At 63.0% G+C, this 22,491-nt stretch carries 17 protein-coding genes and 1 riboswitch; of the genes, 13 read left to right on the forward strand and 4 right to left on the reverse strand.

What is annotated here, in order from left to right; translation table 11 throughout:
• Positions 1–2: 2 nt before the first annotated feature.
• Both E4662_RS08680 and E4662_RS08685 read right to left on the reverse strand, forming a co-directional pair.
• Entirely contained in the window at positions 3–806 is an 804-nt protein-coding gene (locus E4662_RS08680) for an ABC transporter substrate-binding protein (protein WP_136441650.1), read from the reverse strand.
• 22 nt (positions 807–828) lie between these two features.
• A complete protein-coding gene (locus E4662_RS08685) occupies positions 829–2,691 on the reverse strand; it encodes a TonB-dependent receptor plug domain-containing protein (RefSeq protein ID WP_136441153.1) in 1,863 nt (620 codons plus the stop codon).
• Positions 2,692–2,837: 146 nt separating this feature from the next.
• Positions 2,838–3,023, reverse strand: a riboswitch (cobalamin riboswitch).
• Between the two features lie 48 nt (positions 3,024–3,071).
• Between E4662_RS08685 and E4662_RS08690 the strand changes: the two genes are divergently transcribed.
• The 9 genes from E4662_RS08690 to murD all read left to right on the forward strand — a co-directional run bounded on the left by E4662_RS08690 (position 3,072) and on the right by murD (position 13,291).
• The gene (locus tag E4662_RS08690; protein ID WP_136441154.1) at positions 3,072–3,407 is read left to right on the forward strand and encodes a hypothetical protein; all 336 of its coding nucleotides are present in this window, start codon (positions 3,072–3,074) and stop codon (positions 3,405–3,407) included.
• 340 nt (positions 3,408–3,747) lie between these two features.
• Positions 3,748–4,260, forward strand: coding sequence for a division/cell wall cluster transcriptional repressor MraZ (gene mraZ / locus E4662_RS08695; RefSeq protein WP_136441155.1), 513 nt, complete (start codon positions 3,748–3,750; stop codon positions 4,258–4,260).
• The gene (rsmH, locus tag E4662_RS08700) at positions 4,260–5,237 is read left to right on the forward strand and encodes a 16S rRNA (cytosine(1402)-N(4))-methyltransferase RsmH (protein WP_136441156.1); all 978 of its coding nucleotides are present in this window, start codon (positions 4,260–4,262) and stop codon (positions 5,235–5,237) included. Before mraZ ends, rsmH begins: the two co-directional genes overlap by 1 nt.
• Before the next feature lie 3 nt (positions 5,238–5,240).
• Positions 5,241–5,585: a cell division protein FtsL gene (gene ftsL, locus E4662_RS08705; RefSeq protein ID WP_136441157.1), complete on the forward strand. Its 345-nt coding sequence runs from the start codon at positions 5,241–5,243 to the stop codon at positions 5,583–5,585.
• Positions 5,582–7,372, forward strand: a complete 1,791-nt coding sequence (locus tag E4662_RS08710; protein ID WP_136441158.1) for a peptidoglycan D,D-transpeptidase FtsI family protein — start codon at positions 5,582–5,584, stop codon at positions 7,370–7,372. The genes ftsL and E4662_RS08710 overlap by 4 nt, the downstream gene beginning before the upstream one ends.
• Positions 7,373–7,704: 332 nt before the next feature.
• The gene (locus E4662_RS08715) at positions 7,705–9,186 is read left to right on the forward strand and encodes a UDP-N-acetylmuramoyl-L-alanyl-D-glutamate--2,6-diaminopimelate ligase (RefSeq protein WP_136441651.1); all 1,482 of its coding nucleotides are present in this window, start codon (positions 7,705–7,707) and stop codon (positions 9,184–9,186) included.
• The gene (locus E4662_RS08720; protein WP_136441159.1) at positions 9,183–10,619 is read left to right on the forward strand and encodes a UDP-N-acetylmuramoyl-tripeptide--D-alanyl-D-alanine ligase; all 1,437 of its coding nucleotides are present in this window, start codon (positions 9,183–9,185) and stop codon (positions 10,617–10,619) included. The genes E4662_RS08715 and E4662_RS08720 overlap by 4 nt, the downstream gene beginning before the upstream one ends.
• A 10-nt stretch (positions 10,620–10,629) precedes the next feature.
• Complete coding sequence (gene mraY / locus E4662_RS08725; RefSeq protein WP_136441160.1) at positions 10,630–11,712, forward strand: phospho-N-acetylmuramoyl-pentapeptide-transferase; 1,083 nt, start codon at positions 10,630–10,632, stop codon at positions 11,710–11,712.
• Positions 11,713–11,893: 181 nt separating this feature from the next.
• A complete protein-coding gene (gene murD, locus E4662_RS08730; RefSeq protein ID WP_136441161.1) occupies positions 11,894–13,291 on the forward strand; it encodes a UDP-N-acetylmuramoyl-L-alanine--D-glutamate ligase in 1,398 nt (465 codons plus the stop codon).
• Positions 13,292–13,396: 105 nt separating this feature from the next.
• Here murD and E4662_RS08735 read toward each other — a convergent pair whose 3' ends face one another.
• A complete protein-coding gene (locus tag E4662_RS08735; protein ID WP_136441162.1) occupies positions 13,397–15,973 on the reverse strand; it encodes a putative PEP-binding protein in 2,577 nt (858 codons plus the stop codon).
• Between the two features lie 116 nt (positions 15,974–16,089).
• Positions 16,090–17,877, reverse strand: coding sequence for a serine protease (locus tag E4662_RS08740; RefSeq protein WP_136441163.1), 1,788 nt, complete (start codon positions 17,875–17,877; stop codon positions 16,090–16,092).
• Between the two features lie 201 nt (positions 17,878–18,078).
• On the opposite strand from E4662_RS08740, the gene E4662_RS08745 reads away from it, so the two are divergent.
• Genes E4662_RS08745 through glyS form a run of 4 tightly spaced genes read left to right on the forward strand, consistent with a single transcriptional unit; the run spans position 18,079 to position 22,250 of the window.
• Positions 18,079–19,008 carry a glycine--tRNA ligase subunit alpha gene (locus tag E4662_RS08745; RefSeq protein ID WP_136441164.1) on the forward strand — a complete coding sequence of 310 codons (930 nt, stop codon included), beginning with the start codon at positions 18,079–18,081 and terminating at the stop codon, positions 19,006–19,008.
• Positions 19,005–19,496 (forward strand): hypothetical protein, encoded by a 492-nt coding sequence (locus E4662_RS08750; protein ID WP_136441165.1) that lies wholly within the window; start codon positions 19,005–19,007, stop codon positions 19,494–19,496. The genes E4662_RS08745 and E4662_RS08750 overlap by 4 nt, the downstream gene beginning before the upstream one ends.
• The gene (locus E4662_RS08755) at positions 19,497–20,021 is read left to right on the forward strand and encodes a DUF6446 family protein (RefSeq protein WP_136441166.1); all 525 of its coding nucleotides are present in this window, start codon (positions 19,497–19,499) and stop codon (positions 20,019–20,021) included. It abuts the gene before it with no gap.
• Positions 20,022–20,024: 3 nt separating this feature from the next.
• Entirely contained in the window at positions 20,025–22,250 is a 2,226-nt protein-coding gene (gene glyS, locus E4662_RS08760; protein ID WP_136441167.1) for a glycine--tRNA ligase subunit beta, read from the forward strand.
• The last annotated feature ends 241 nt before the right edge of the window (positions 22,251–22,491 follow it).

Genomic DNA, 22,491 nt, shown 5'->3' on the forward strand with positions numbered 1-22,491 from the left:
GGTCATTGGCGGGCGCTCCAGTCGAGACGGAGCGTGACAAGTTCCTCGACCGCATCAAGGACAAAGGGCGTGCCGCAGAGCCAGGACGCGCCGCTTTTGATCTCGCGCAGGGTGCCGGTGGCTTTCAGGACGGGATGGTCCAGCAGGTCCGTCGCGCGGGCGGGCGCGTCATAGGGCTGGCCGGTCAGGATCAGGTCCGGATCGGTGAGGATCAGCTGTTCCAGCGGCAGCGCGCCGCCGTAGGGGCGGTTCAGCTCGATGGCGATGTTGGTCAGACCTGCGGCGGCCATCATGTCCCCGGCCAGGGACTTGGAGCCTGCCGTATTGCCAAGCGCGTAGTAGAAGGCGACGCGGGGGCGCGGTCCGGGCGTGGCCTTGAGCGCTTCAAGGCGGCTGTCGAAAGCGGCCAGCAGGCTATCGGCGCGGGATTGTGCTTCGGGGCCAAGCAGGCCGCCCATGCGGGCGATGGCGTCGCGCGCCTCGTCCAGCGAATAGGCGGGCGGGAAGATCTCGACCCGGTGGCCGAGGCTGCGCAGCATTTCGGTGGTGGCCTTGGCGGTGTAGAGCCCGGTCACGATGAGATCGGGCTCCTGCAGCGCGATGCTTTCCGCCTTGCCGTCGTTTTGCGGATAGGCCCCGGCCTCCTGCGCGAGCTTGGAGCTGCGCGGATCACGGGCGAGGGGCGACAGAGAGGCGATTTGCGCGGGCTGTGCAAGCAGTTGCAGCAGCTGGTCGGTACAGACGTTGACCGAAACCACGCGCACGGGCGTCTCCGCCCGGACAAAGGAGGCCACGGCGACGAACATCGCCGCAGCCAGAGGTATGATCTTAGAACGAGCCACGGACGCCGAAGAAGAAGGTCCGGCCGAGCGTGTTGTAATCGGCAACGGATTGGTAGTCTTCGTCGGTGAGGTTCTCGACCCGCAGGTACATTTCGGTCTGCGGTGCGATGTCATAAGACACGGAGGCGTTGACCAGCGTGTAATCGTCCATGTCGCGTGCCGGGAAACCGTCCTGCGGGCGATCCGCGAGGTGCTGCACCGTCAGGCCCATGCTGAGCGCATCGGTTATGTCGGCGGTCAGACCAAGGGTGACATCATGCTTGGGCGTGCGCGGCAGCGGGTTGCCGTTGGCGTCCTCGCTGTCGGTATAGGCGTAGTTGCCGTAGACCGTCAGACGATCGGACACGTCATATTCCCCGGCCAGTTCGATGCCCTGGCTTTTGGAAGTGCCGCTGATCTGGGTGTAGCCCGCCCCGACGAAACCGATGAGGTCTTCGATCTCGGTGTAGAACAGCGTGGCGCTGACAAACCCGTTGGCAAAGCCCTTTTCGATGCCCAGCTCGAAGGTGCGGCTGGTTTCCGGCTCCAGCGTGGCATTGCCGTAAAGCTGCGAGTGCAGCTCGTAGAGCGACGGGGCGCGGAAGCCGTTGGCGGCAGAGGCGCGCAGCACGGTGTCGTTGCCGAAGTCATAGGCCAGGCCGAGACGCCAGGAGTTGAAGCTGCCGAACTCGGAGTGGTCGTCATGACGCAGCGAGCCGGACAGCGACAGCGCGTCATTGGGCTGCCACAGCACTTCGCTGAAGACACCCAGGGTTTCGATCTCTTCGGAGGTGTTGAGCAGGTTGATCCCGAGGAAGTTGAACATCGCGTCAAACAGGAATTCCTGTTCGGTGGTCTTGAAGCCTTCGCGGGTCCAGTCCGCGCCGAAGGAGAGGGTCACATCATCATTGATGTCCCAGACGCCTTTGTAGTCGACCTTCTCGCGCGTGCCCTGGAAAGGATCGGTGCGGCCTGTGGAGGTCGAGGTGCGGTCATTGGTGAAGGTCGAATAGGACAGGGTGTTCTGCACCGCGCCGGTTTCGAACTCTGCATAGAGACGCGCTGCGTGCACTTCGCTGGTGTAGACCTGATCATAAGGGGCAAAGCCGTCGCCGCCGAAGGGGTCAAACTCGCCGGTGTTGCGGGAGTACAGCAGGCTTGCGCCCAGACGCACCGTGTCCGTCAGGTCATAATAACCTTCGAGCGTCAGCTGGGTGCCGGAGAAGCCGTCTTCTTCGGTGCCTGCCGCGTTGGCGGAAATGCCGGAGGTTTCGAGGTGATTGGCGGTAAAGGCGAGGCCCGCGCGCTCGCCGTTGTGGGCGATGGCGAACTGGCCGGACTTGGTGGCGTTGCCACCCAGCTCAAAGCCCCAGCTTCCCGAGGTGCCGGGGGCCGCTTCGGGATCGAGCGTGGTGATGTTGATCACGCCGCCGACCGCTTCGGAGCCGTAGACCGCCGACTGCGTGCCTTTAAGAACCTCGATACGGTTGACACCGCCCAGGGTCAGGCCGCCCCAGTTGAAGCTGGTCTGTGTGGAAGAGGGGTCCGTCACGTCGATGCCGTTGATCAGCACCGGCACGTATTTGCCCGACAGGCCGCGCAGGCGCAGGGTGCTTTGCCCGCCAACGCCGCCGTTGGTGGCCACGGACACGCCCGGCACGGTTGACAGGTAGTCGGCAACGGAGGTTGTGGGGGCTTCGTCGAGGTCTTCTTTTTCGACGACAGTCACGGTGCTGCTGCTCTCGCTGAGCGTCAGGGGAACCTGGCTGGAATAAAGAGTGAGGGTACCCAGATCGAAAGCTTCGGCTTGTGCAAAACCGGAGGAGGCGACGAGGGCGAGAACCGAGGCGGAGAGCCTGTAGCGGATCATGGCTTTGTGTCCTTGTTCATGTGCCCCGCCGATTTGCAGGCAGGACGACAACGCAGATGTTTCCCGAAGAACCGCTTGGTCCTCCAGAACGATGAAAGAATGCCACCACGCCGGAGAACCGAATTCGCGAACGCGCCCCGCGTCCCGAATGGGTGATCACCTTGGCAGGTCTCCTGACTTGCGGGTCGAGGCGAAGGTCGGGCCTTCCCGGGGTGGTTGCCCCAGTGGCTGTGCCGACATCGCTCTCCGCTTACAGTTGCGGGGGCAGTCGCGGGTTTGCACCGCGTTCCCTTTTAACCGGGCGAACCCGGACCAAAGCGAGTCCCCAATACGGTGCCTTCAGCGCGCGCACAACGGGGGAGTGCTTAGCTGCGTCAATAATGGCTGCATTCCTGCAACAGGAGAGGGGGGCGCTGGCCTGTCATGGGATGCCATGGGATGCGCCATGGGAATTTATGGGCGAAGAGTGGGAAACGGGTCGGTTTTCGAATCGCAAGGGTGGAAAACTCGGGGAATCCGCGGCGAAATTGGCCGCAATACCGGGTGTTTCGTGGTCCATCGGTGGGATTTCCGCAGCAGCGGCAAGAATTCCCGGGATTTCGTGGGAAAAATTTGGGCAAGATTTTCTGACGTTGCGGAAACTACATGTGGTGAGAACTTTTGTGAACAAGCACCAAATCGGCCGGTTTTTGCCGATTTTCGGACGCTATATGTAGTTTTATACACCCCCTGTGGACAAGATGATGTGCCCAATTCCCGCAAAAAACAGTTGATTACCATGAATTCCCATGGCATCCCTATATGCACAGGATGAAGAGCGGTAAGGGGCACAAGACCCCGCACCAAGTTCAAAAACAAAAATAAGAGCAGGTATCATACAGGCACCGCTTTTCATTCTGAACACAAGGATCCGGCGCGCGGGCGAGCAGACATCCCCCCAGGTGGCGCGCGCAGTCGGAGATACCCGCATCGCGGGTCAGCGGCGGGTTGGTCAGTGGCAGCAGATCAACCCGCCGTCTTTCGTTTCAAGGGGGCGGATAAAGAGGGGCAGGCGGAGTGAGCCGCAGGCTGAGGTTCAGAGGCGAGTTCACCAACAAGGTGGACACAAAGGGCAGGGTCAGCATCCCGGCCCCGTTTCGCCGTGTGCTTCAGGCCGGTGATCCGGACTGGACCGAGGGTCTGAACCCGAACTTTGTCATCGTCTATGGCGACCCGAAAAAGCCCTATCTCGAATGCTTTACCGTTGAGGAAATGGAGGCGGTCGAAGATCGCATCGCCGCCATGCCGCGCGGTTCCAAGAAACGTAAGCTGCTCGAATACATCTATTCCACGCAGAGTGTGACAACTTCGGTTGATGAGACGGGGCGCATCGTTCTGTCCGCCGCGCTGCGCAAGAAGGCCGGGATTTCGGGGGAGGCGTATTTTGCCTCGAACCTGGACACCTTCCAGATCTGGCAGCCTGCGGCGTTTGAAGAAGAAAATCGCGCCAATGCGGAGGCGCTGCTGGAAGACTTGCCGGAAGACTTTGATCTCGCCCAGCTTCTTGACGAGGAAGACGAGGTGCTGTGATGGCCAGTGAGGGCGCGCCGCATATTCCCGTCCTGCTGCGCCCGCTTCTTGAAGCTGTGGCGCCGGTCTCTGGCACGTGGATTGACGGGACATTGGGGGCTGGCGGCTATACGCGCGGGCTTCTGGAAGCCGGGGCAGAGCACGTCATCGGGATCGACCGCGATCCGCTGGCGCATGACCTGGCTCTGGACTGGATCGGACCTTATGCAGAGCGGATGACGCTCGTTGAGGGCAACTTCTCCGAAATGGATCAGGTGGCGGAGGTCGTGGACGGCGTGGTGCTCGATCTGGGCGTCTCGTCCATGCAGCTTGATCAGGCGGAACGCGGCTTTTCCTTCATGAAGGACGGTCCGCTGGATATGCGCATGGCGCAGGCGGGACGCTCGGCGGCGGATCTGGTGAACGATTTGCCCGAAGCGGAGATCGCCGACATTCTCTATCACTACGGCGAAGAGCGGCAGTCCCGCAAACTCGCAGGCCGCATCGTGCGGGCGCGCGAGGCAAAGCCGTTTGAGACGACGCTGGAGCTGGCGGAACTGATCGAAGGCGCGCTGGGCCGGACCAAGCCGGGGCAGGCACATGCGGCGACCCGCAGTTTTCAGGCGCTGCGCATTGCAGTGAACGAAGAATATCAGGCGCTTTGGCAGGGTTTGCTGGCGGCGGAACGGGTACTGAAGCCGGGCGGTTTGCTGGCGGTTGTGACTTTCCATTCCGTCGAAGACCGTATGGTCAAACGCTTTTTCCAGGCCCATGGCGAGGCGAAGCGGCACAAGAACCGCTATTCCGACGAGGTGCACGAGGCCACCGCGCCGTTTGACGTGATCACCCGCAAGGCCGTGGGGCCGGATGCGGTAGAGCTGGCGGACAATCCGCGTGCCCGCTCTGCGAAACTGCGGGTGGGGCGGCGCACGCAGGTTCCCGCCATGGATTTGGACGCCGACGCCATCGCGACCCCGGACCACAACAGGAGAACATGACCCATGCGCACCTTGCTGTTTCTTCTGACCGCGCTGGCCGTGATCGGCTCCGGTTTCTGGGCTTACCGTGAGAACTACGCGACGCAGGCCGAGCTTGACCGCACGCAAGAGTTGCGCCGCGAGATTGGTGCGGCGCGAGAGCGTCTGGCGATTTTGCGCGCGGAATGGGCCTATCTGAACCGACCGGATCGCTTGCGTGATCTGGCGAACCTGAACTTTGACCGGCTTGGCCTTCTGCCGCTGCGTCCGGACCAGTTTGGGCGGGTCGATCAAGTGGCCTTCCCGATGCCGGAGCAGATCGACATCACCCAACCGATTGACGTGACCAGCGCGGGGGCAGACCAATGATCCGCACACCGCTTCGCCCGCTTGCCCGTATCCTCGATGCACGCGAAAAGGGTGAAAATCCGGACGCCATCGAGCGCGAGAACCTGCGCATCCGCCACGAGCAGATACGCGACTCCAGCCGGGTGCGCGCCGAAGGACGGCTGCTTGTTCTGGGGCTGACGTTCTTCTGCGCCTTTGCGGTGATTGGCGCGCGTATGGGCACATTGGCGGCGAGCGAGCCGCGTGAGCCGCGCAGTTATGCCACGGGCGCGTCAATCATCAACAGCCGCGCCGATATCACCGATCGCCATGGCCGCGTTCTGGCGACGAATATGTCGACCCACAGCCTCTATGCGCACCCGCACCAGATGATCGAACCAGAGCGCGCGGCACAGGAACTGGTGCGCATCTTTCCCGATCTCGATCAGGAGAGGCTGGTCAAGGATTTCACCGGAGGAAAGCGCAAGTTCCTTTGGGTGAAGAAGAAAATCAGCCCCGAGCAAATGCAGCAGGTGCACGACATCGGCGAGCCGGGCTTGCTTTTTGGTCCGCGCGAGATGCGGCTTTATCCCAATGGCGCGCTGATGGCGCATGTGTTAGGCGGGACCAGCTTTGGCCGCGAAGGCGTGCACGCGGCAGAGGTTGTCGGCACCGCCGGGATCGAAAAATTTCTGGATGACGAATTGCGTGACCCGGCCCGCGAAGGTGCGCCGGTGCAGCTTTCCCTGGACCTGACAGTGCAGTCGGTCACCGAAGAGGTGCTCGACGTCGGCATGAAGCTGATGAACGCCAAAGGCGCGGCCTCGGTGCTGATGGATGTGCGCACCGGCGAGGTCATCGCCATCGCGTCTCTGCCTGATTTCGACCCGAACAAACGCCCGCGCCCCCTGACCGAAGGCGATGCCTCCGACAGTCCGCTGTTCAACCGTGCCGTGCAGGGGGTTTATGAGCTTGGCTCCACTTTCAAGATTTTCGCCGCCGCGCAGGCGCTTGATCTCGGCCTGTTCAACGCCAGCACGATCATCGACACGCGCCCGCCCTTCAAGGTCGGTGGGCACAAGATCGGCGAGTTCGAGAACCACAATTACGGCGAGATTTCTGTCGAGGAGATCATCGTCAAAAGCTCCAACCGGGGCACCGGGAAAATGGCGCTTGCCATTGGACCCGCGCGGCAGAAAGAGTTCCTGAAAGGGCTGGGGTTCTTTGATCCTACTCCGCTTGAGATTGTAGAAGCCAAGGGCGGCCAGCCGCTTTTGCCAAAACGCTGGACGGATCTCAGCGCCGTGACGATCTCTTATGGCCACGGGCTGTCGGCTTCGCCTTTGCACCTCGCGGCGGGTTATGCGGCGATTGCCAACGGCGGTGTTTACGTCAAGCCGACGCTTCTGAAAACCAGCGGTGCGCAAAACGGCGCGCGGATCATGTCCGAGCGCTCTGCGGCGGCGGCGCGGACCATGCTGCGCAAGGTTGTGACCGAGGGCACCGCGAGCTTCGGCGAGGTTCCGGGCTATTTTGTCGGCGGCAAGACCGGCACGGCGGACAAGCCCAAGGAACGCGGCGGCGGCTATTACAAAGACAAGACCATCACCACCTTTGCCAGCCTCTTCCCGGCGCACGATCCGCGTTACGTGTTGATCGTGACGCTGGACGAGCCGAGCGAAAACTCCGGCAAGAAACCGCGCCGGACCGCCGGTTGGACGGCGGTGCCTGTTGCGGCGGAGATGATTGGCCGCGTTGCGCCGCTTCTGGGGCTGCGCCCGGATGTTGCGCGGATGCAGGTTGAGCGCGTTTACCAGACGTCCAACTGAGCGGCCCCATATGGCAACCCGGCAAGCTTTGGCATAGGGTCCGGAAGCATGGAATGCACTCTCTCAGCGCCAAAAAATGCTCGAGATCAGATGTTTACTTTCCGAAGTCACGACTTCGCGTCATGGCAAGGGAAGTACGCCTCTGAGATCGTGCATTTTTTGGCGCCCTTTCGGGTTCGGCGGAATTTGCGCCTTACTGCGTCACCGGGCCTTGAAATAGATCACTATTCCTGCGACCCCGTTCCTTGTCAGACACAAATTCTGACGAACTGAGAGGGTGCATTCCATGCATCCGGACCCTAGGAGAGCGCAGAGTGAAGCAGGGGGCAGATATGGGGACCAAGGCCAAGTCTCTGGCGGAGTTGGGGCTGACCGCGCGCGCAGGCCGCGAAGCGCAGATCACCGGGATTTCCGTGGACAGCCGGGCAGTAGAGGCCGGCACGCTTTTTGCCGCGATGCCCGGCACGCAGGTGCATGGCGCAAAGTTCATTCCCATGGCTCTGGAGCAGGGCGCGGCGGCTGTTCTGACCGACAAGGACGGAGCCGAGATGGCCGAGGCGGCCTTGGCCGGGTCCGATGCGGCGCTGGTCGTGGCTGCGGATCCGAGACAGGCGCTGGCCTTCACGGCGGCGCTGTGGTTCGGCGGGCAGCCGGATGTGATGACGGCGGTCACGGGCACCAATGGCAAAACCTCGGTGTCGACCTTCACGCGGATGATCTGGCAGGCTTTGGGCCTTCCTGCGGTCAACCTCGGGACAACCGGGGTGGAGGGCGACTGGGAAGCGCCATTGGCACATACGACGCCGGAGCCGATCACGCTGCACCGCATGCTGGCAGGCGCGCAAGGCGCCGGGATTGAATATGCGGCGATGGAGGCCTCATCACACGGGCTCGAGCAGCGGCGGCTGGACGGGGTGCAACTCAAGGCGGCTGGCTTCACCAATTTCACGCAGGATCATCTGGATTATCACGCCAGTTTCGAGGCCTATTTCGATGCCAAGGCAGGCCTGTTTGCGCGGGTTCTGCCGGAGGACGGCACGGCGGTCATCAACATTGACGACCCGCGCGGCGTGGACATGCTCGCCATCGCCAAGGCGCGGGGGCAAGACATCATCACCGTGGGGCGCGAGGCGGCGGACCTGTGCCTTGAAGGGCAGCGCTTTGATTCCACGGGGCAGGAAATCCGTTTGTCTTTCAACGGGATGGTCCGTCAGGCGCGGCTCAATCTGATTGGCGGGTTCCAGGCGGAAAACGTGCTTTTGGCTGCCGGTCTGGTGATTGCCTGCGGGGCGGATCCGTCCGATGTGTTTGACGTGCTGCCACGGCTTGGCACGGTGCGAGGCCGGATGGAGCTTGCCGCAACGCGCGACAATGGCGCGGCGGTATTTGTTGACTACGCTCATACGCCCGATGCGGTGGCGACCGCGATTCAGGCGCTGCGGCCGCATGTAATGGGCAAGCTGGTGGCCATCGTCGGCGCGGGCGGGGACCGGGACACGTCGAAGCGGCCTTTGATGGGCAAGGCGGCGGCGGAGCATGCGGATTTGGTGATCGTGACGGATGACAATCCGCGCAGCGAGGACCCGCGCCTGATCCGCGCGGCGGTCAAGGCGGGCGCGCCGGATGCGCTGGAGTTTGGCGATCGGGCCGAGGCGATCCTGCGCGGCGTGGACGCGCTTGAGCCGGGTGACGCCCTGCTGGTTCTGGGCAAGGGCCATGAGAGCGGGCAGACGGTCGGGGATACGGTCTATCCCTTTGACGATGTTGAACAATCAAGTGTCGCGGTGGCGGCACTGGATGGGAGGCTGTCATGACACTCTGGACTTCCGAGGCGGCCGCTGAGGCGACCGGCGGGCGGGCGCTTGTGCCGTTTTCGGTGGATGGCGTGTCGATTGACACGCGCACGATTGCGCCCGGTGATCTGTTTGTGGCGCTGAAAGCGGCGCGTGATGGGCATGACTTTGTGGCGCAGGCTTTGGAAAAGGGCGCTGGCGCGGCCTTGGTCAGCCGCATTCCTGAAGGCGTGGCTGAAGATGCGCCTTTGCTTCTCGTCGACGATGTGCAGACCGCTTTGGAAGACCTTGGCAAAGCGTCGCGCGCGCGGTTTGAGGGACGGGTTGTGGCGGTGACCGGTTCGGTCGGCAAGACCTCGACCAAGGAAATGTTGCGCACGGTTCTGGGCGCGATGGGCACGGTCCACGCCGCCGAGAAGAGCTACAACAACCATTGGGGTGTGCCGCTGACGCTGGCGCGGATGCCGCAGGACATGGATTTTGCCGTGATCGAGATCGGCATGAACCATCCCGGAGAGATTTCTCCGCTGGCGGGTTTTGCCCGTCCGCATGTGGCGATGATCACCATCGTCGCGCCTGCGCATCTGGAAGCTTTTGAGAGCCTTGAAGGGATCGCACGCGAGAAGGCGGCGATCTTTGACGGGCTGGAGCCGGAGGGCACGGCGGTGCTGAACGGTGATCTGCCGGTTTCGGGTATCTTGCGCGACGCGGGGCAGGCTCATGCGGCGCAGGTGTTTGAATTTGGTGAGAAAAGCGGAAACACGCACCATGTCGAAGAGGTCACGCTGCGCGATACAGTCACCGTGGCCCATGGCCAGATCGGCGCGGATGAGGTGCTCTACAAGGTCATGGTGCCGGGGCGGCATTTTGCGATGAACGCCATGGGTGTTCTGGCGGTGACGGATGCGCTTGGGCTGGACAGGGCCGAGGCGGTCATGGCGCTGGCGCAGTGGAATCCCGGTGCGGGACGCGGCGCGCGCGAGCGTGTGGTTCTGGACCCGGCGCAGAGGGGCGCGGCTCTGGAGCTGATTGATGACGCTTACAATGCCAACCCGGCGTCGCTTGGCGCGTCTTTGGAGGTGCTGGCGGCGGCAGAGCCGGTGAACGAAGTGGGCCGTGTCGGGCAGGGGCGGCGGATTGCCATCCTTGGCGACATGAAGGAACTGGGCCTGACCGAAGCCGCGTTGCACGCCGGGATAGCCGATCTGCCTGCCATGGCGCGGATCGACCGGGTGCATTGTGTCGGGCCGCTGATGCGCCACCTGTGGGAGGCGCTGCCCGAGGACAAGCGCGGGCGCTGGGAAGACAACGCGGCCGATATGGTCGACCGGCTGGGCCACGCGCTGGACGCGGGTGACGTGGTTTTGGTGAAAGGATCGCTGTCCATGGGGCTGGCCCGCGTGGTTGACGCGATCCGCAAAATGGGCCAAGGCCCCGCGGATCAGGAAGAGTGAGGAAGGCTGTATGCTGTATTGGCTGACGGAATTGAGCGACGGCGGGGATGTGTTCAACCTGTTCCGCTACATCACCTTCCGCGCGGGCGGGGCGTTTCTGACCGCGCTGATCTTTGGGTTCCTCTTTGGCCTGCCGCTGATCAACGTGCTGCGCCGCAAACAAGGCAAGGGCCAGCCGATCCGCGATGATGGTCCCGAGGGCCACTTCGTCAAGGCAGGCACCCCGACCATGGGGGGGCTGTTGATCATCGGGGCGCTGACCACGTCGACATTGCTCTGGGCGCGGCTTGATAATCCTTTTGTCTGGATGGTTCTGTTTGTGACCGTGGCCTATGCGGCCATCGGCTTTGCGGATGATTTTGCTAAGGTGTCCAAGCAGAACACCGCCGGGGTCTCGGGCCGGGTACGCCTGGCGCTTGGCCTTCTGATCGCAGCGATTGCCGGGTTCTGGGCAGCGCAGTTCCACCCCGAAGAGCTTTCCAATCAACTGGCCCTGCCGATCTTCAAGGACACGCTGATCAATCTTGGCTTCCTGTTTGTGCCCTTTGCGGTGATCGTGATTGTCGGCTCTGCCAACGCGGTGAACCTGACCGACGGTCTCGACGGGCTGGCCATCATGCCTGTGATGATCGCGACCTCCACGCTGGGCGTGATCGCCTATGCGGTGGGGCGCGTCGATTTCACCGAATATCTCGATGTGCACTACGTGCCGGGCACCGGGGAGATCCTTGTGTTTGCCGCGGGCGTTGTCGGCGGGGGCCTGGGCTTCCTGTGGTACAACGCGCCGCCGGCTGCGGTGTTCATGGGGGACACCGGGTCGCTGGCTTTGGGCGGCGCCTTGGGCGCGATTGCTGTGGCGACAAAGCACGAATTGGTTCTGGCGATTGTCGGCGGGCTCTTTGTGGTCGAAGCGCTTTCGGTGATCATCCAGGTGCTTTACTTCAAACGCACGGGCAAGCGCGTGTTCCTGATGGCCCCGATCCACCATCACTATGAGAAGAAGGGCTGGGCAGAGCCGCAGATCGTGATCCGCTTCTGGATCATCTCGCTGATCCTCGCCATCGTGGGTCTTGCCACGCTGAAAGTTCGCTGAGGGAGCGCCTTGCGGCGCGCAGTGTTCTCGGCCCATCGCCTTTGGCGCTGTGCCTCGGGTGGGCGCGCGTGGCGGATCGTGCGCGTCTCATGCACAGAACCGCTTGTGGTGGGTCGGGCTTTGGATATTTTGACAGAGAAGAAGCACAAGGCCGGGCGCTCTGACGGTCTGCGGGGGTGACATGATTCCAGTTGTCGGATTTGAGGGCCACAAAGTGGCGGTGTTGGGCCTTGGCCGGTCTGGTCTGTCCGCGGCGCGGGCGTTGCGCGAAGGTGGGGCGGAGGCGTTGGTCTGGGATGACAATCCGGCGGCGCGGGCGCGGGCCGAAGTCGAAGGGTTCGAGGCGAGGGAGTTGACGCGGGCCGGGGCGTTTGAGGGCATTGCCGCACTGATCGTCTCACCCGGCATTCCGCATCTTTACCCCGCGCCCAACCCGGTGATTGCGGCAGCATTGGAAGCGGGCGTGCCCGTGGACAATGACATCGGCCTGTTTTTCCGCTCCATGGGGCGAGGGTGGGAGATGTTCGACCGCACGCCCAAGATCATTGCTGTGACCGGCTCCAACGGCAAATCAACGACATCGGCGCTGATCCACCATCTGCTGCACGCTGCGGGGCGGGACAGCCAGTTGGCCGGGAACATCGGGCGTGGCGTTCTGGACATTGATCCGTTGGAAGACGGCAGCGTCGTGGTGTTGGAGCTGTCCAGCTATCAGACCGACCTGGCGCGCGCTTTGACACCGGACGTTGCCGTGTTCACCAACCTCAGTCCCGACCATCTGGATCGCCACTCTGGTCTCGGCGGGTATTTCGCCGCCAAACGCCGGCTTTTCGCTGAAGGGGGGCCGGATCGGGCGGTGATTGGCGTTGATGAGGTCGAAGGGCAATACCTCGCCAACCAGCTCAGCGAAGGGCCGGGAGATGACCGGGTGATCCGTGTCTCGGCGGCCAGCAAACTGAGTGGACCGGGCTGGCAGGTCTTTGCCAGGAAGGGCTTTCTCTCCGAATGGCGCAAAGGGCGGCAGGTGGCGTCGATTGACCTGCGCGAGATCGGCGGACTGCCGGGCGCGCACAACCATCAGAACGCCTGTGCGGCCTATGCCGCCTGCCGCGCACTGGGTCTGGGGCCGCGCGAGATCGAGAAAGGCCTGCACAGCTTCAAAGGCCTGCCGCACCGCAGCCAAACCATCGCCGAAGCGAACGGCGTGCGCTTTGTCAACGACAGCAAGGCGACGAACGTGGACAGTGCCCTGAAAGCACTGGAGGCCTTCCGCAACATCCGTTGGATCTGCGGCGGGCTGATGAAGGAAGGTGGGCTGGAGGCGCTCGCCCCGGGGCTTTCCAACGTGACCAAAGCCTATGTTATCGGGCGAGAAGCGGAGCGGTTTTCACTGGGCTTGCCGGGCGTAGAGGCGCAGATCTGCACCACGATGCAGGACGCTGTCGCAGCGACCGTCTCAGAGGCGCAGCCCGGCGACGTGGTCCTGCTGGCTCCGGCCGCAGCCTCATTCGATCAATACGACAACTTCGAAAAACGCGGCGACGACTTCATCGCGCAGGTTACCACCCAGCTCGCCTGACGTCGGGCCTTCTTTGTGCGTGAAATATCCTGGGGAGTCGCAGCTTCGCTGCGACGGGGCAACGCCCCGACCCAAAAATTTTGTCCCGGCAAAATTTTCGCGGCCTCAGAGGTTTTCGCCCAGCCGGTCCCGGATGGCGAGCTGTGCTGCCGCGAGCCGGGCCACGGGCACGCGGAAGGGCGAGCAACTGACATAGCTCATGCCAAGGGCGCGGCAGAACTGGATCGATTCCGGGTTGCCGCCATGTTCGCCGCAGATCGACAGGGTGACGTTGCTGCGCGCTTGCCGGCCACGTTCCACGCCGACAGCCACAAGCTCGCCCACGCCTTCGATGTCCAGCACATGGAACGGGTCTTCGGTGAACACCCCTTGATGCACATAGTCCGACATGAAGCGCCCGGCGTCGTCGCGGGACAGTCCGTAGGCCATCTGGGTCAGGTCATTTGTGCCAAAAGACAGGAAATGGGCGTGTGCCGCGATTTCGTCGGCCCGCAGGCAGGCGCGCGGGGTTTCGACCATGACACCAAGGCGGTAGGTGAACTCCGCGCCGCGTTCTGCGCGCACGGCGGCGGCCACGGCATCAATGCGGGCGCGCAGGATTTCCACCTCGCGTTTGGCCGAGACCAGCGGCAGCATGATCTCCGGCACCACCGGTGCCCCCACGCGGGAGGCGTCGAGCGTGGCCTCAAAGATTGCGCGCGCCTGCATGTCGTAGATTTCCGGCACGGTGATGCCGAGCCGCACGCCACGCATGCCCAGCATGGGGTTATATTCGCCCATGGCCTCAACACGCCGTGTCACATCGCTGATCGGCAGGTCCAGCGCCTCTGCCAGATCGCGCAGGCCCGCGCGGTTGGTCGGCAGGAACTCGTGCAGGGGCGGGTCAAACAGGCGGATGCAGACCGGCATGCCTTCCATGATGCGGAAAAGCTCGGTGAAGTCCTTGCGCTGCATGGGCAAAAGCACGGCCAGCGAGGCTTCACGGTCTGGCGCGCTGTCGGCAAAGATCATCTCGCGCATAGGGGTGAGGCGGTCTTCTTCGAAGAACATATGTTCGGTGCGGACCAGCCCGATGCCCTGCGCCGCGAAGTTGCGGGCGGTGGTGGCATCATCCGGCGTGTCGGCATTGGCGCGCACGTCGATGTCCCGCGCGTCATCAGCCCAGGACATGAAGGTCTGGAAGCTGTCATCCATGACCGGTTCGATCATCTCCGGCGATCCGGCGAGGATCTCGCCGTGGGTGCCGTCGATGGTGATGATGTCGCCTGCACGGAAGGTGCGGCCATCCTCGGCCACGAGAACCTTGCGCTTCATCTGGAATTTCATCCGCGCCGCGCCGACAACACAAGGCAGGCCAAGGCCGCGCCCGATCACCGCCGCGTGGCTGGTCATGCCGCCGCGTTCGGTCAGCACCGCCACGGCGGCATGCATGCCGCGAATGTCTTCCGGCGCAGTTTCGCGGCGCACGAGGATACAGGCCTCGTCGCGCGCCGCGCTGGCCTGCGCTTCGGCGGCGGAAAAGACGATCCGCCCGGTGGCCGCGCCCGGAGAGGCGGCAATGCCAGAGCCGATGCGGTCACGCGGCGCTTCGGGGGCAACCTGCCGGTGCAGCAGTTCAGACAGTGAATGCGGATCAACCCGCATCAAGGCTTCCTGCCGGGGAATGATCCCATCTTCGGCCAGGCGCACCGCGATCCGCACCGCCGCGCGCGGCGAGCGCTCAACCCGGACACCGTCCAGGATATGCACCGCGCCGTTTTCCAGCGTAAACTCGACCTGCATCTCGGCCCGCAGTTTGTGCCGCATCAGTTCGGCATGGGCCTTGAGGTCACAGAAGGCTTCGGGGGCCAGTTCTTCGAGTGACGGCCCGCGCGGATCACGGGTGAGAAAGAGGCTGTGGCCTTTGTTTTCAAGCGCTTCGCGGCCCTGGCTCTGGCTGAGGTAGCGCCCGGTGATCTGCGGCAGGCCGGTGACGCTGTCCACCAGTTGCAGCACGCCGGAGCCGCATTCGCCCTGACCAAGCCCCAAAAGGGTCATTTCCTGAACCACAAGGCCAAGCCCCGCATCCGCGGGCGCGCCGCGCGCCTGGCGCAGAAGCCGCGCGGTGGTGCCTTCCCAGGCGCGGGCCATGGAGCGCAGAACCTCGCGCAGCTGATCGGCGGGATCCTGCGGGAACGGCTCTTCGGCCTCGTCCTCATAGGCGGCAAGCGCCGTGGTCAGCCCGGCCTGGCCGGCCTCGTCGATGTCGTCGAACATATCCGGGTCGAGCCGGGCGACGTGAACCGCGTAGCTTTGCACAAAGCGCATGTAGAGCGAGGCCGCGGCCTCCGCGCCGATGCGGTCCGACAGTTCGACAAAGCGCGCATCGTTCATGCCGATGTTCAGGATCGAGCCGGGGCCGCCCCAATCGGGGTCTTCGGAGGAGGGGCGCACGCAGAGCAGGGCGCTGTCGCGGAAACTGGCCACTACCGCCGCCACATCCGGCAATTCGCCCGCTGCAATGCCATGCACCGCGTCAAAGGAGAGCGCGACGGTTTGCGGGACGGGCAGGTCGAGACGGACCAGCCTTTGCAAACACTTCGCCCGCCCGCCATGGGTTGCCGGAGCCATGGGTGAGGTCGGCGAAATCAGCGTGACGTGCGGGTTCTCCGGACTGGGTTTCTGCGGTGCGGCGTTTTTCATGCCCGGCAGCATAGCCAGAAGCGGTTAACAGACAAGTTGGAATAGTGTCCCGGTTGGAACAAAAAAGGATAGCCCGGGCGGGCTATCCTTTGTGATTTCGGTCCCTTGGCAAAGGCTTACCAGCAGCTGACCAGCACCGTCATGTCCTTGCCAAGCGCGGTCAGGTCTTCGGGGGCCATCGGGCTGGCGGTGCCGCGCGCCACCGGGGAGATGCCCTGCGCGCGCAGGAAATCAAGGATGGCTTTGGGTTTGGTGGCGAAGTTGACCTCTTCGGGCAGGCGGCGGGTGCCGCTTTCTTCGCGCGGCAGCAACATGCCCACCACGGTGCCGCCGGTATCGAACACAGGGCCGCCCGCGTCGCCGGGCAGGGTGGCGAGGGCCAGCCGTTTCAGCTCTGCCTCGCCGCCAAGGCCAGAGAGGTCTTCGAGCGTGCCAAAGGTCAGCGAAGGCGCGCCCAGCACGCCGCCAAAGGAATAGCCCGACACGGCGACCTCGGATTGCAGGCGCGGGGCATCGACGTTGAACTGGGCCACCTTGCGCGGCGCGAGGCTGGTCTTGGGCCGCAGCACCGCAACGCCAAGCGCTGCGTCCGAGGCCACAAGCTCGGCGTCATAAGCCCCTTCGAGCGTGACCCGCTCGCAGCCCACGACGGTTGAAGCGCTGGTCAGCACCGTGCCCCGCGTGTCCACAAAGAAGCCGGAAGCGGAGCCTTTGGGTTTGCGCACCTTCAGGCCGGAAACCAGATCAACGGACTGGCTCTGATCGGTCACCGTTGCCGGATCGAGCACACCATCCAGGCGCTCAAAGCTCGCCTGCATCAGACCCAGAACCCGGGTGCGGCGCTCTTCGTCACCCGCAGGCCAGATCAGCGTGAAGCCTTTCAACTCGCCATTGCGCAGGGTGACTTCGGTGTGGCTGTGGATGCGGGGGTTTTCGCCGGTCAGCAGGAAGCCATTCGCCTCGCGCTTGCGCTCCCCTTCAAACGGCACGATTTCAAGCGTTTGCATGATCTCGTAGAGACCGTTCATGGTCTGCCGGTTGCCCGGCTGCGAGATCAGCAGCACCTGCGCGCCAAGATCGGACTTCGATTTGAACAGGGCGAAAGGCGCCTCATAGCGGTCAAACTCGACCACACCCATGGGCAATTCCATGGCGATCCCGGAGCGGGCGTCGGCGACGCGGGTCAGCTCCATGCCTTCGAGAATGGCGTAATACTGGCCGAGAAGCTGCGCACGCTGGCGGGTGGTCAGAACGCCGGTGGTCTCCAGATCATTTGCGCCCTGCCAGGCCGCCATGGCGCGGCGGGTGCCGGGGCCAAAGGCACCGTCGATGCGGGAGTTGTAGAAGCCCGCCCACCGCAGGGCGATCTGAAGCTCGTCACGTTCCGCGCGGCTGAGCGCGCGTTCGGAGGCGCGGGCCTCGCGCACGGTCTCTTCCGGCTCTGGTTCCGGTTCTGCCGCAGGCTCGGGTTCGGGCTCCGGCGTGGGTTCGAGCTGTGCCACAACGGGCGCGTCGGGCAGTGGGGCCTCGGAGGTGGGTTCGGCTTCTGGCTGCGCCGGGGCAGTCTGTGCCAGTTGCGCGCCCACGGGCCAGAACTGCTGCCCATAGGACTGCGCGGTGGCGATGTAGGAATCGGGCGGGATCGCGCCGCTGCGCAACAGCTCACCCAAACGGGCCTGTGCCTGCGTGCGCGTGTAGGGGCCAAGCGCAATGCCATACCAGCCGCCGCCCAGCGAGAAGCCGTTCACATCCTGCAACTCTTCGGAAAAGCTGCGGATGCTTTGCTGTGCGCCATTGAGGCTGGTGCGGGCCTCCACCTGAATAAAGACGGTCTCTTCCTGAGCAAAAGCTGCGCTCGCGGCAAAGCTGGCTGCTGCGAGCGCCACAAAAATATTTCTTTTCATTACCGTTTGGGCCTCTGGGTCGCCTGTTCCATGTCTTGATTGAAAACATGTTTAACAGATGCACCCAAGGGTGCACGTCAAAATATCCATACCTTGGCCAATGGAGGAAACATGTGTACGGCTTGCACCCCGCGCCATCCGGGTTGATCTTCGCGGGCTGGAACCCTAATCAGGCCCGAGCACCGAAACGGGATAGACGCCATGGCCGACACGACCAGCAAACCGCGCAGTTTTCAGGAGATCATCCTGCGGCTTCAGACCTATTGGGCGACCAAGGGCTGCGCCGTGTTGCAACCCTATGACATGGAAGTGGGCGCAGGCACCTTTCACCCGGCCACAACCCTGCGGGCGTTGGGTTCGAACGCATGGGCGGCGGCCTATGTGCAGCCCTCGCGCCGCCCGACCGATGGCCGTTATGGCGAAAACCCGAACCGGCTGCAGCACTATTACCAGTACCAGGTGCTGATCAAACCCTCGCCGCCGGATCTGCAGGCGCTGTATCTCGGCTCGCTTGAGGCGATCGGCATCGACATGGCGTTGCATGATGTGCGCTTTGTCGAGGATGACTGGGAAAGCCCGACACTGGGTGCCTGGGGTCTTGGCTGGGAAGTGTGGTGCGACGGGATGGAAGTCTCGCAATTCACCTATTTCCAACAGGTTGGCGGGCACGATTGCCACCCGGTCTCTGGTGAGCTGACCTATGGTCTGGAACGTCTGGCGATGTATGTGCTGGGCGTCGATCACGTCATGGACATGCCGTTCAATGACCCGGACGCGCCGATTGCGCTGACCTATGGCGATGTGTTCCGCCAGACCGAAGAGGAATACTCGCGCCACAACTTCGACGTGGCGAACACGGAAAAGCTGCTCAAGGATTTCGAGAATGCGGAGGCCGAATGCGCCGCGATCATCGCCGCAGAGCATGTGGACCCGAAAACCGGCAAGCGCATCATCATGGCGCATCCGGCCTATGATCAATGCATCAAGGCCAGCCACATCTTCAACCTGCTCGACGCTCGCGGCGTCATCTCTGTCACCGAACGGCAGGCCTATATCGGCCGCGTACGCGCATTGGCCAAGATGTGCGCCGACGCCTTTGTGCTGACCGAGGCGGGGGGGCACGCCGCGTGATGGAAGTCTCGTTCCAGTTCGAGAAATGGTCGCGAGGGCTTTGCTGCTTTGAAACGGGCGCTCAGGACACCCCGCGCGAAACCAAGCCCATACTGCAGGCGGCGGGGCCGTTTGCAATCTGGCCCGCCGGGACGGGACTGGATGACGGCATCGACGCCAATGGTTTCGCAACTGCAGATATCACGTGCAGCAGCGCTTGCCAGATCGCCAAATATGAGTTTTCTCCTCTTGAGGAGACATTGACCCATTTCGAGTGTTTCTTCACCTTTCCCATGGCGATGTTCGACTGGCTTCAAGACATGCTTCACGAAGCCGAACGAGACAGCGGCGTGCTGAACATGAATATGACTGTGTCGACCAAAAGATCGTTTAAAGACTCTGTTGATGTGGGCGCGGTACTCCACCGGCTTTGCAACGGGGATTTTAGGAGGGCGTGCTTCGCAGTCGGTCGGCCGTTTGTTCGGCCTTTCCATGAAGGAACGACCTGAATGACCGGAAAACTTATGGCGGGGGCCATTGTGATCAGTGCTTTGATCTTTGGCGCGGTGGTCTACTACGCGCAGGTTTACAAGTTCTATGAGCCGGTCGAGGCCAATGGCTTGACCGATGTGCTGCTCACGAACCTCGTCACCGGGGAGTCGGAGCCGATCATTTATGACAGCTTCGAAGCCATTGATGCGGACAGCTCCCCGATCCGCTATCGCGCCTGTTTCACAACCACGCTGAGCCTGCCGATGCTGACCGAAACCTTTGAGCCTTATGAAGGCGGCGAGCCACGGCTTGCGCCCGATTGGTTCGAATGTTTCGACGCCGAGGCCATTGGCGATGAAATCAAGGCAGGCACTGCGCTGGTCTTCACCAGCCAGCGCAATATCGAATTTGGCATCGACCGCGTGGTCGCGATCACCGGCGACGGGCGCGGCTATGTCTGGCAGGAAATCAATGAGTGCGGCGACAAGACCTATGACGGCACGCCGCTGGGCGATGATTGCCCACCCCGAGAAGGAAACTGACCCATGCCCGATCTGCTGATCGAACTCTTTTCCGAGGAAATCCCGGCCCGCATGCAGGGCAAGGCCGGTGATGATCTGAAAAAGCTGGTGACGGATGGTCTCGTTGAGGCGGGTCTGACCTATGCCGGGGCGGCGGCGTTTTCCACGCCGCGCCGTCTGGCGCTGACCCTCGATGGCCTGACCGCCGAGAGCCCGACTTTGACCGAAGAGCGGCGCGGCCCGAAGGTGGGCGCGCCGGAGAAAGCTCTGGAAGGCTTCATGCGCGGGGCCGGTGTCACGCGCGATCAGCTTGAAGAGCGGACCGAGAAAAAGGGCAGCTTTTACTATGCGAAGGTCACAACGCCGGGTCGCAAGGCCGAGGTGATTGTCGCCGAAGTGCTGGAAAAGACCATCCGCAACTTCCCCTGGCCGAAATCTATGCGCTGGGGCAGCGGCAGTTTGCGCTGGGTGCGTCCCCTGCATTCGATTGTCTGTTTGCTGGTGGATGAGGCCGGGGCCGAGGTGGTTGATCTCGACATTGACGGGATCAGATCCGGGAACACGACGCGCGGTCACCGGTTCATGGGGCCGGATGCCTTTGAGGTGACGTCTTTCGAGGACTACGAGGCCAAGTTGAAACGCGCAAAGGTGATCCTGAACGCGGGCGAGCGGGCGGATGCGATCTGGCAGGAAGCCACCTCGCAGGCTTTTGCTCAGGGGCTCGAAGTGGTTGAGGATGCTGGCCTTTTGCGGGAAGTCGCAGGGCTGGTGGAATGGCCGGTTGTGCTCATGGGTACAATTGATGACGACTTCCTTGGCCTGCCGCCGGAGGTGCTGCAGACCTCGATGAAAGAGCATCAGAAATTCTTTTCCGTGAAGAACCCCAAGACCGGCCGGATCGAGAAATTCGTGACCGTTGCCAATATCGAGACCGCCGACAACGGCGCGACGATCCTCGCGGGCAACCAGAAGGTTCTGGCGGCGCGCCTGTCGGATGCGAAATTCTTCTGGGAGAACGATCTGCGCGTGGCGAAGGGCGCGGGTCTGACGGCCTGGACCGACCGTCTGTCCAACGTGACCTTCCACAACAAGCTCGGGAGCCAGAAAGACCGGATTGACCGGATTGCGGCCCTGTCGCGTGAGATTGCGCCGATGGTTGGGGCCGAGGCCGGGGCTGCGGCGCTGGCCGCCGAGGTGGCCAAGGCCGATCTGTCGTCTGAGATGGTCTATGAATTCCCGGAACTTCAGGGGCTTATGGGGCGGTATTATGCCGAGGCAGCCGGGCTTCCGGCTGACGTGGCGGCGGCTTGTGAAGCGCATTACTCGCCGCTTGGTCCTTCCGACGATGTGCCGACCGCGCCGACATCCGTTTCGGTCGCTCTGGCAGACAAGCTTGATACGCTGACCGGCTTCTGGGCGATTGACGAGAAGCCGACCGGTTCCAAGGATCCCTTTGCCCTGCGCCGTGCGGCTTTGGGTGTGATCCGTCTTGTGCTGACCAATGATCTGCGTCTGCATCTTGACCGTTTGATCGACGCGCAACTTCTGCGGCACCAGATCGACACCAATGGCGACGAAAAGCAGGTGGCGCTGCGCGACGAGTTGCTCGAAGAGATCGCCCGCCACGGGGTGTTCGGCTCTGCCGTGCGCGCGATTGTCGACCAGATCGAAGGTGACGCGCCGGAGTGGGTGGCCAAGGTCACCGAGCACAGCCGTGATCTGTCCGACGATCTGCTGTCCTTCTTCCACGACCGCCTGAAAGTCTTCCTGCGCGATCAGGGCATTCGTCATGACGTGATTGACGCTTGTCTGGCCATGCCGAACGCGGATGACCTGACGCTTCTGGTCAAACGGGCCGAGGCCTTGCAGGCGATGGTTGGCCATGAGGACGGCACCAACCTCGTGCAGGGCTTCAAGCGCGCGAACAACATTCTGAGCCAAGCCGAGGCGGCGGATGGGGTGGAATACTCCTATGGCGCGGATGTGAAGTTTGCCGAGGAAGAGGCTGAAAAGGCGCTGTTTTCCGCGTTGGACGCTGCGGATGAGGTGATCAAGCCTGCGATGGAGGGCGAGGATTTCGCCAAGGCGATGGAAGCCATGGCGGCTTTGCGCGCGCCGATTGATGCTTTCTTTGAAGCGGTGCAGGTCAACTCAGACAACAGCATCGTGCGTCGCAACCGCCTGAACCTGCTGTCGCGTATTCGCGAGACCTGTTCGCAGGTGGCGGATCTGACGAAGCTGGACGGGTAAGAGCGTCTGCGCCCCGGGCCTGACCCGGGGCCTCATGGCCTAAGAACAAGCCGCTCCTATCGACGGGCCGTGGTGCGGCGATGGGTCTTCAGATCCCCTCGATTTATCCCAGCCACTGGCGCGCTAGACTGGTGTGGCACGATACGACAACCCAATCGCCGTGCCGCGGGGACGGCCCGTCGATAGGCGCGGCGGCCTGCGGCCTTGATTCCGCGCCCGTGGTGAGCGGAACGTTTGGAAG

Source organism: Pacificoceanicola onchidii, from assembly GCF_004804335.1.
Classification (GTDB): Bacteria; Pseudomonadota; Alphaproteobacteria; order Rhodobacterales; family Rhodobacteraceae; genus Pacificoceanicola; species Pacificoceanicola onchidii.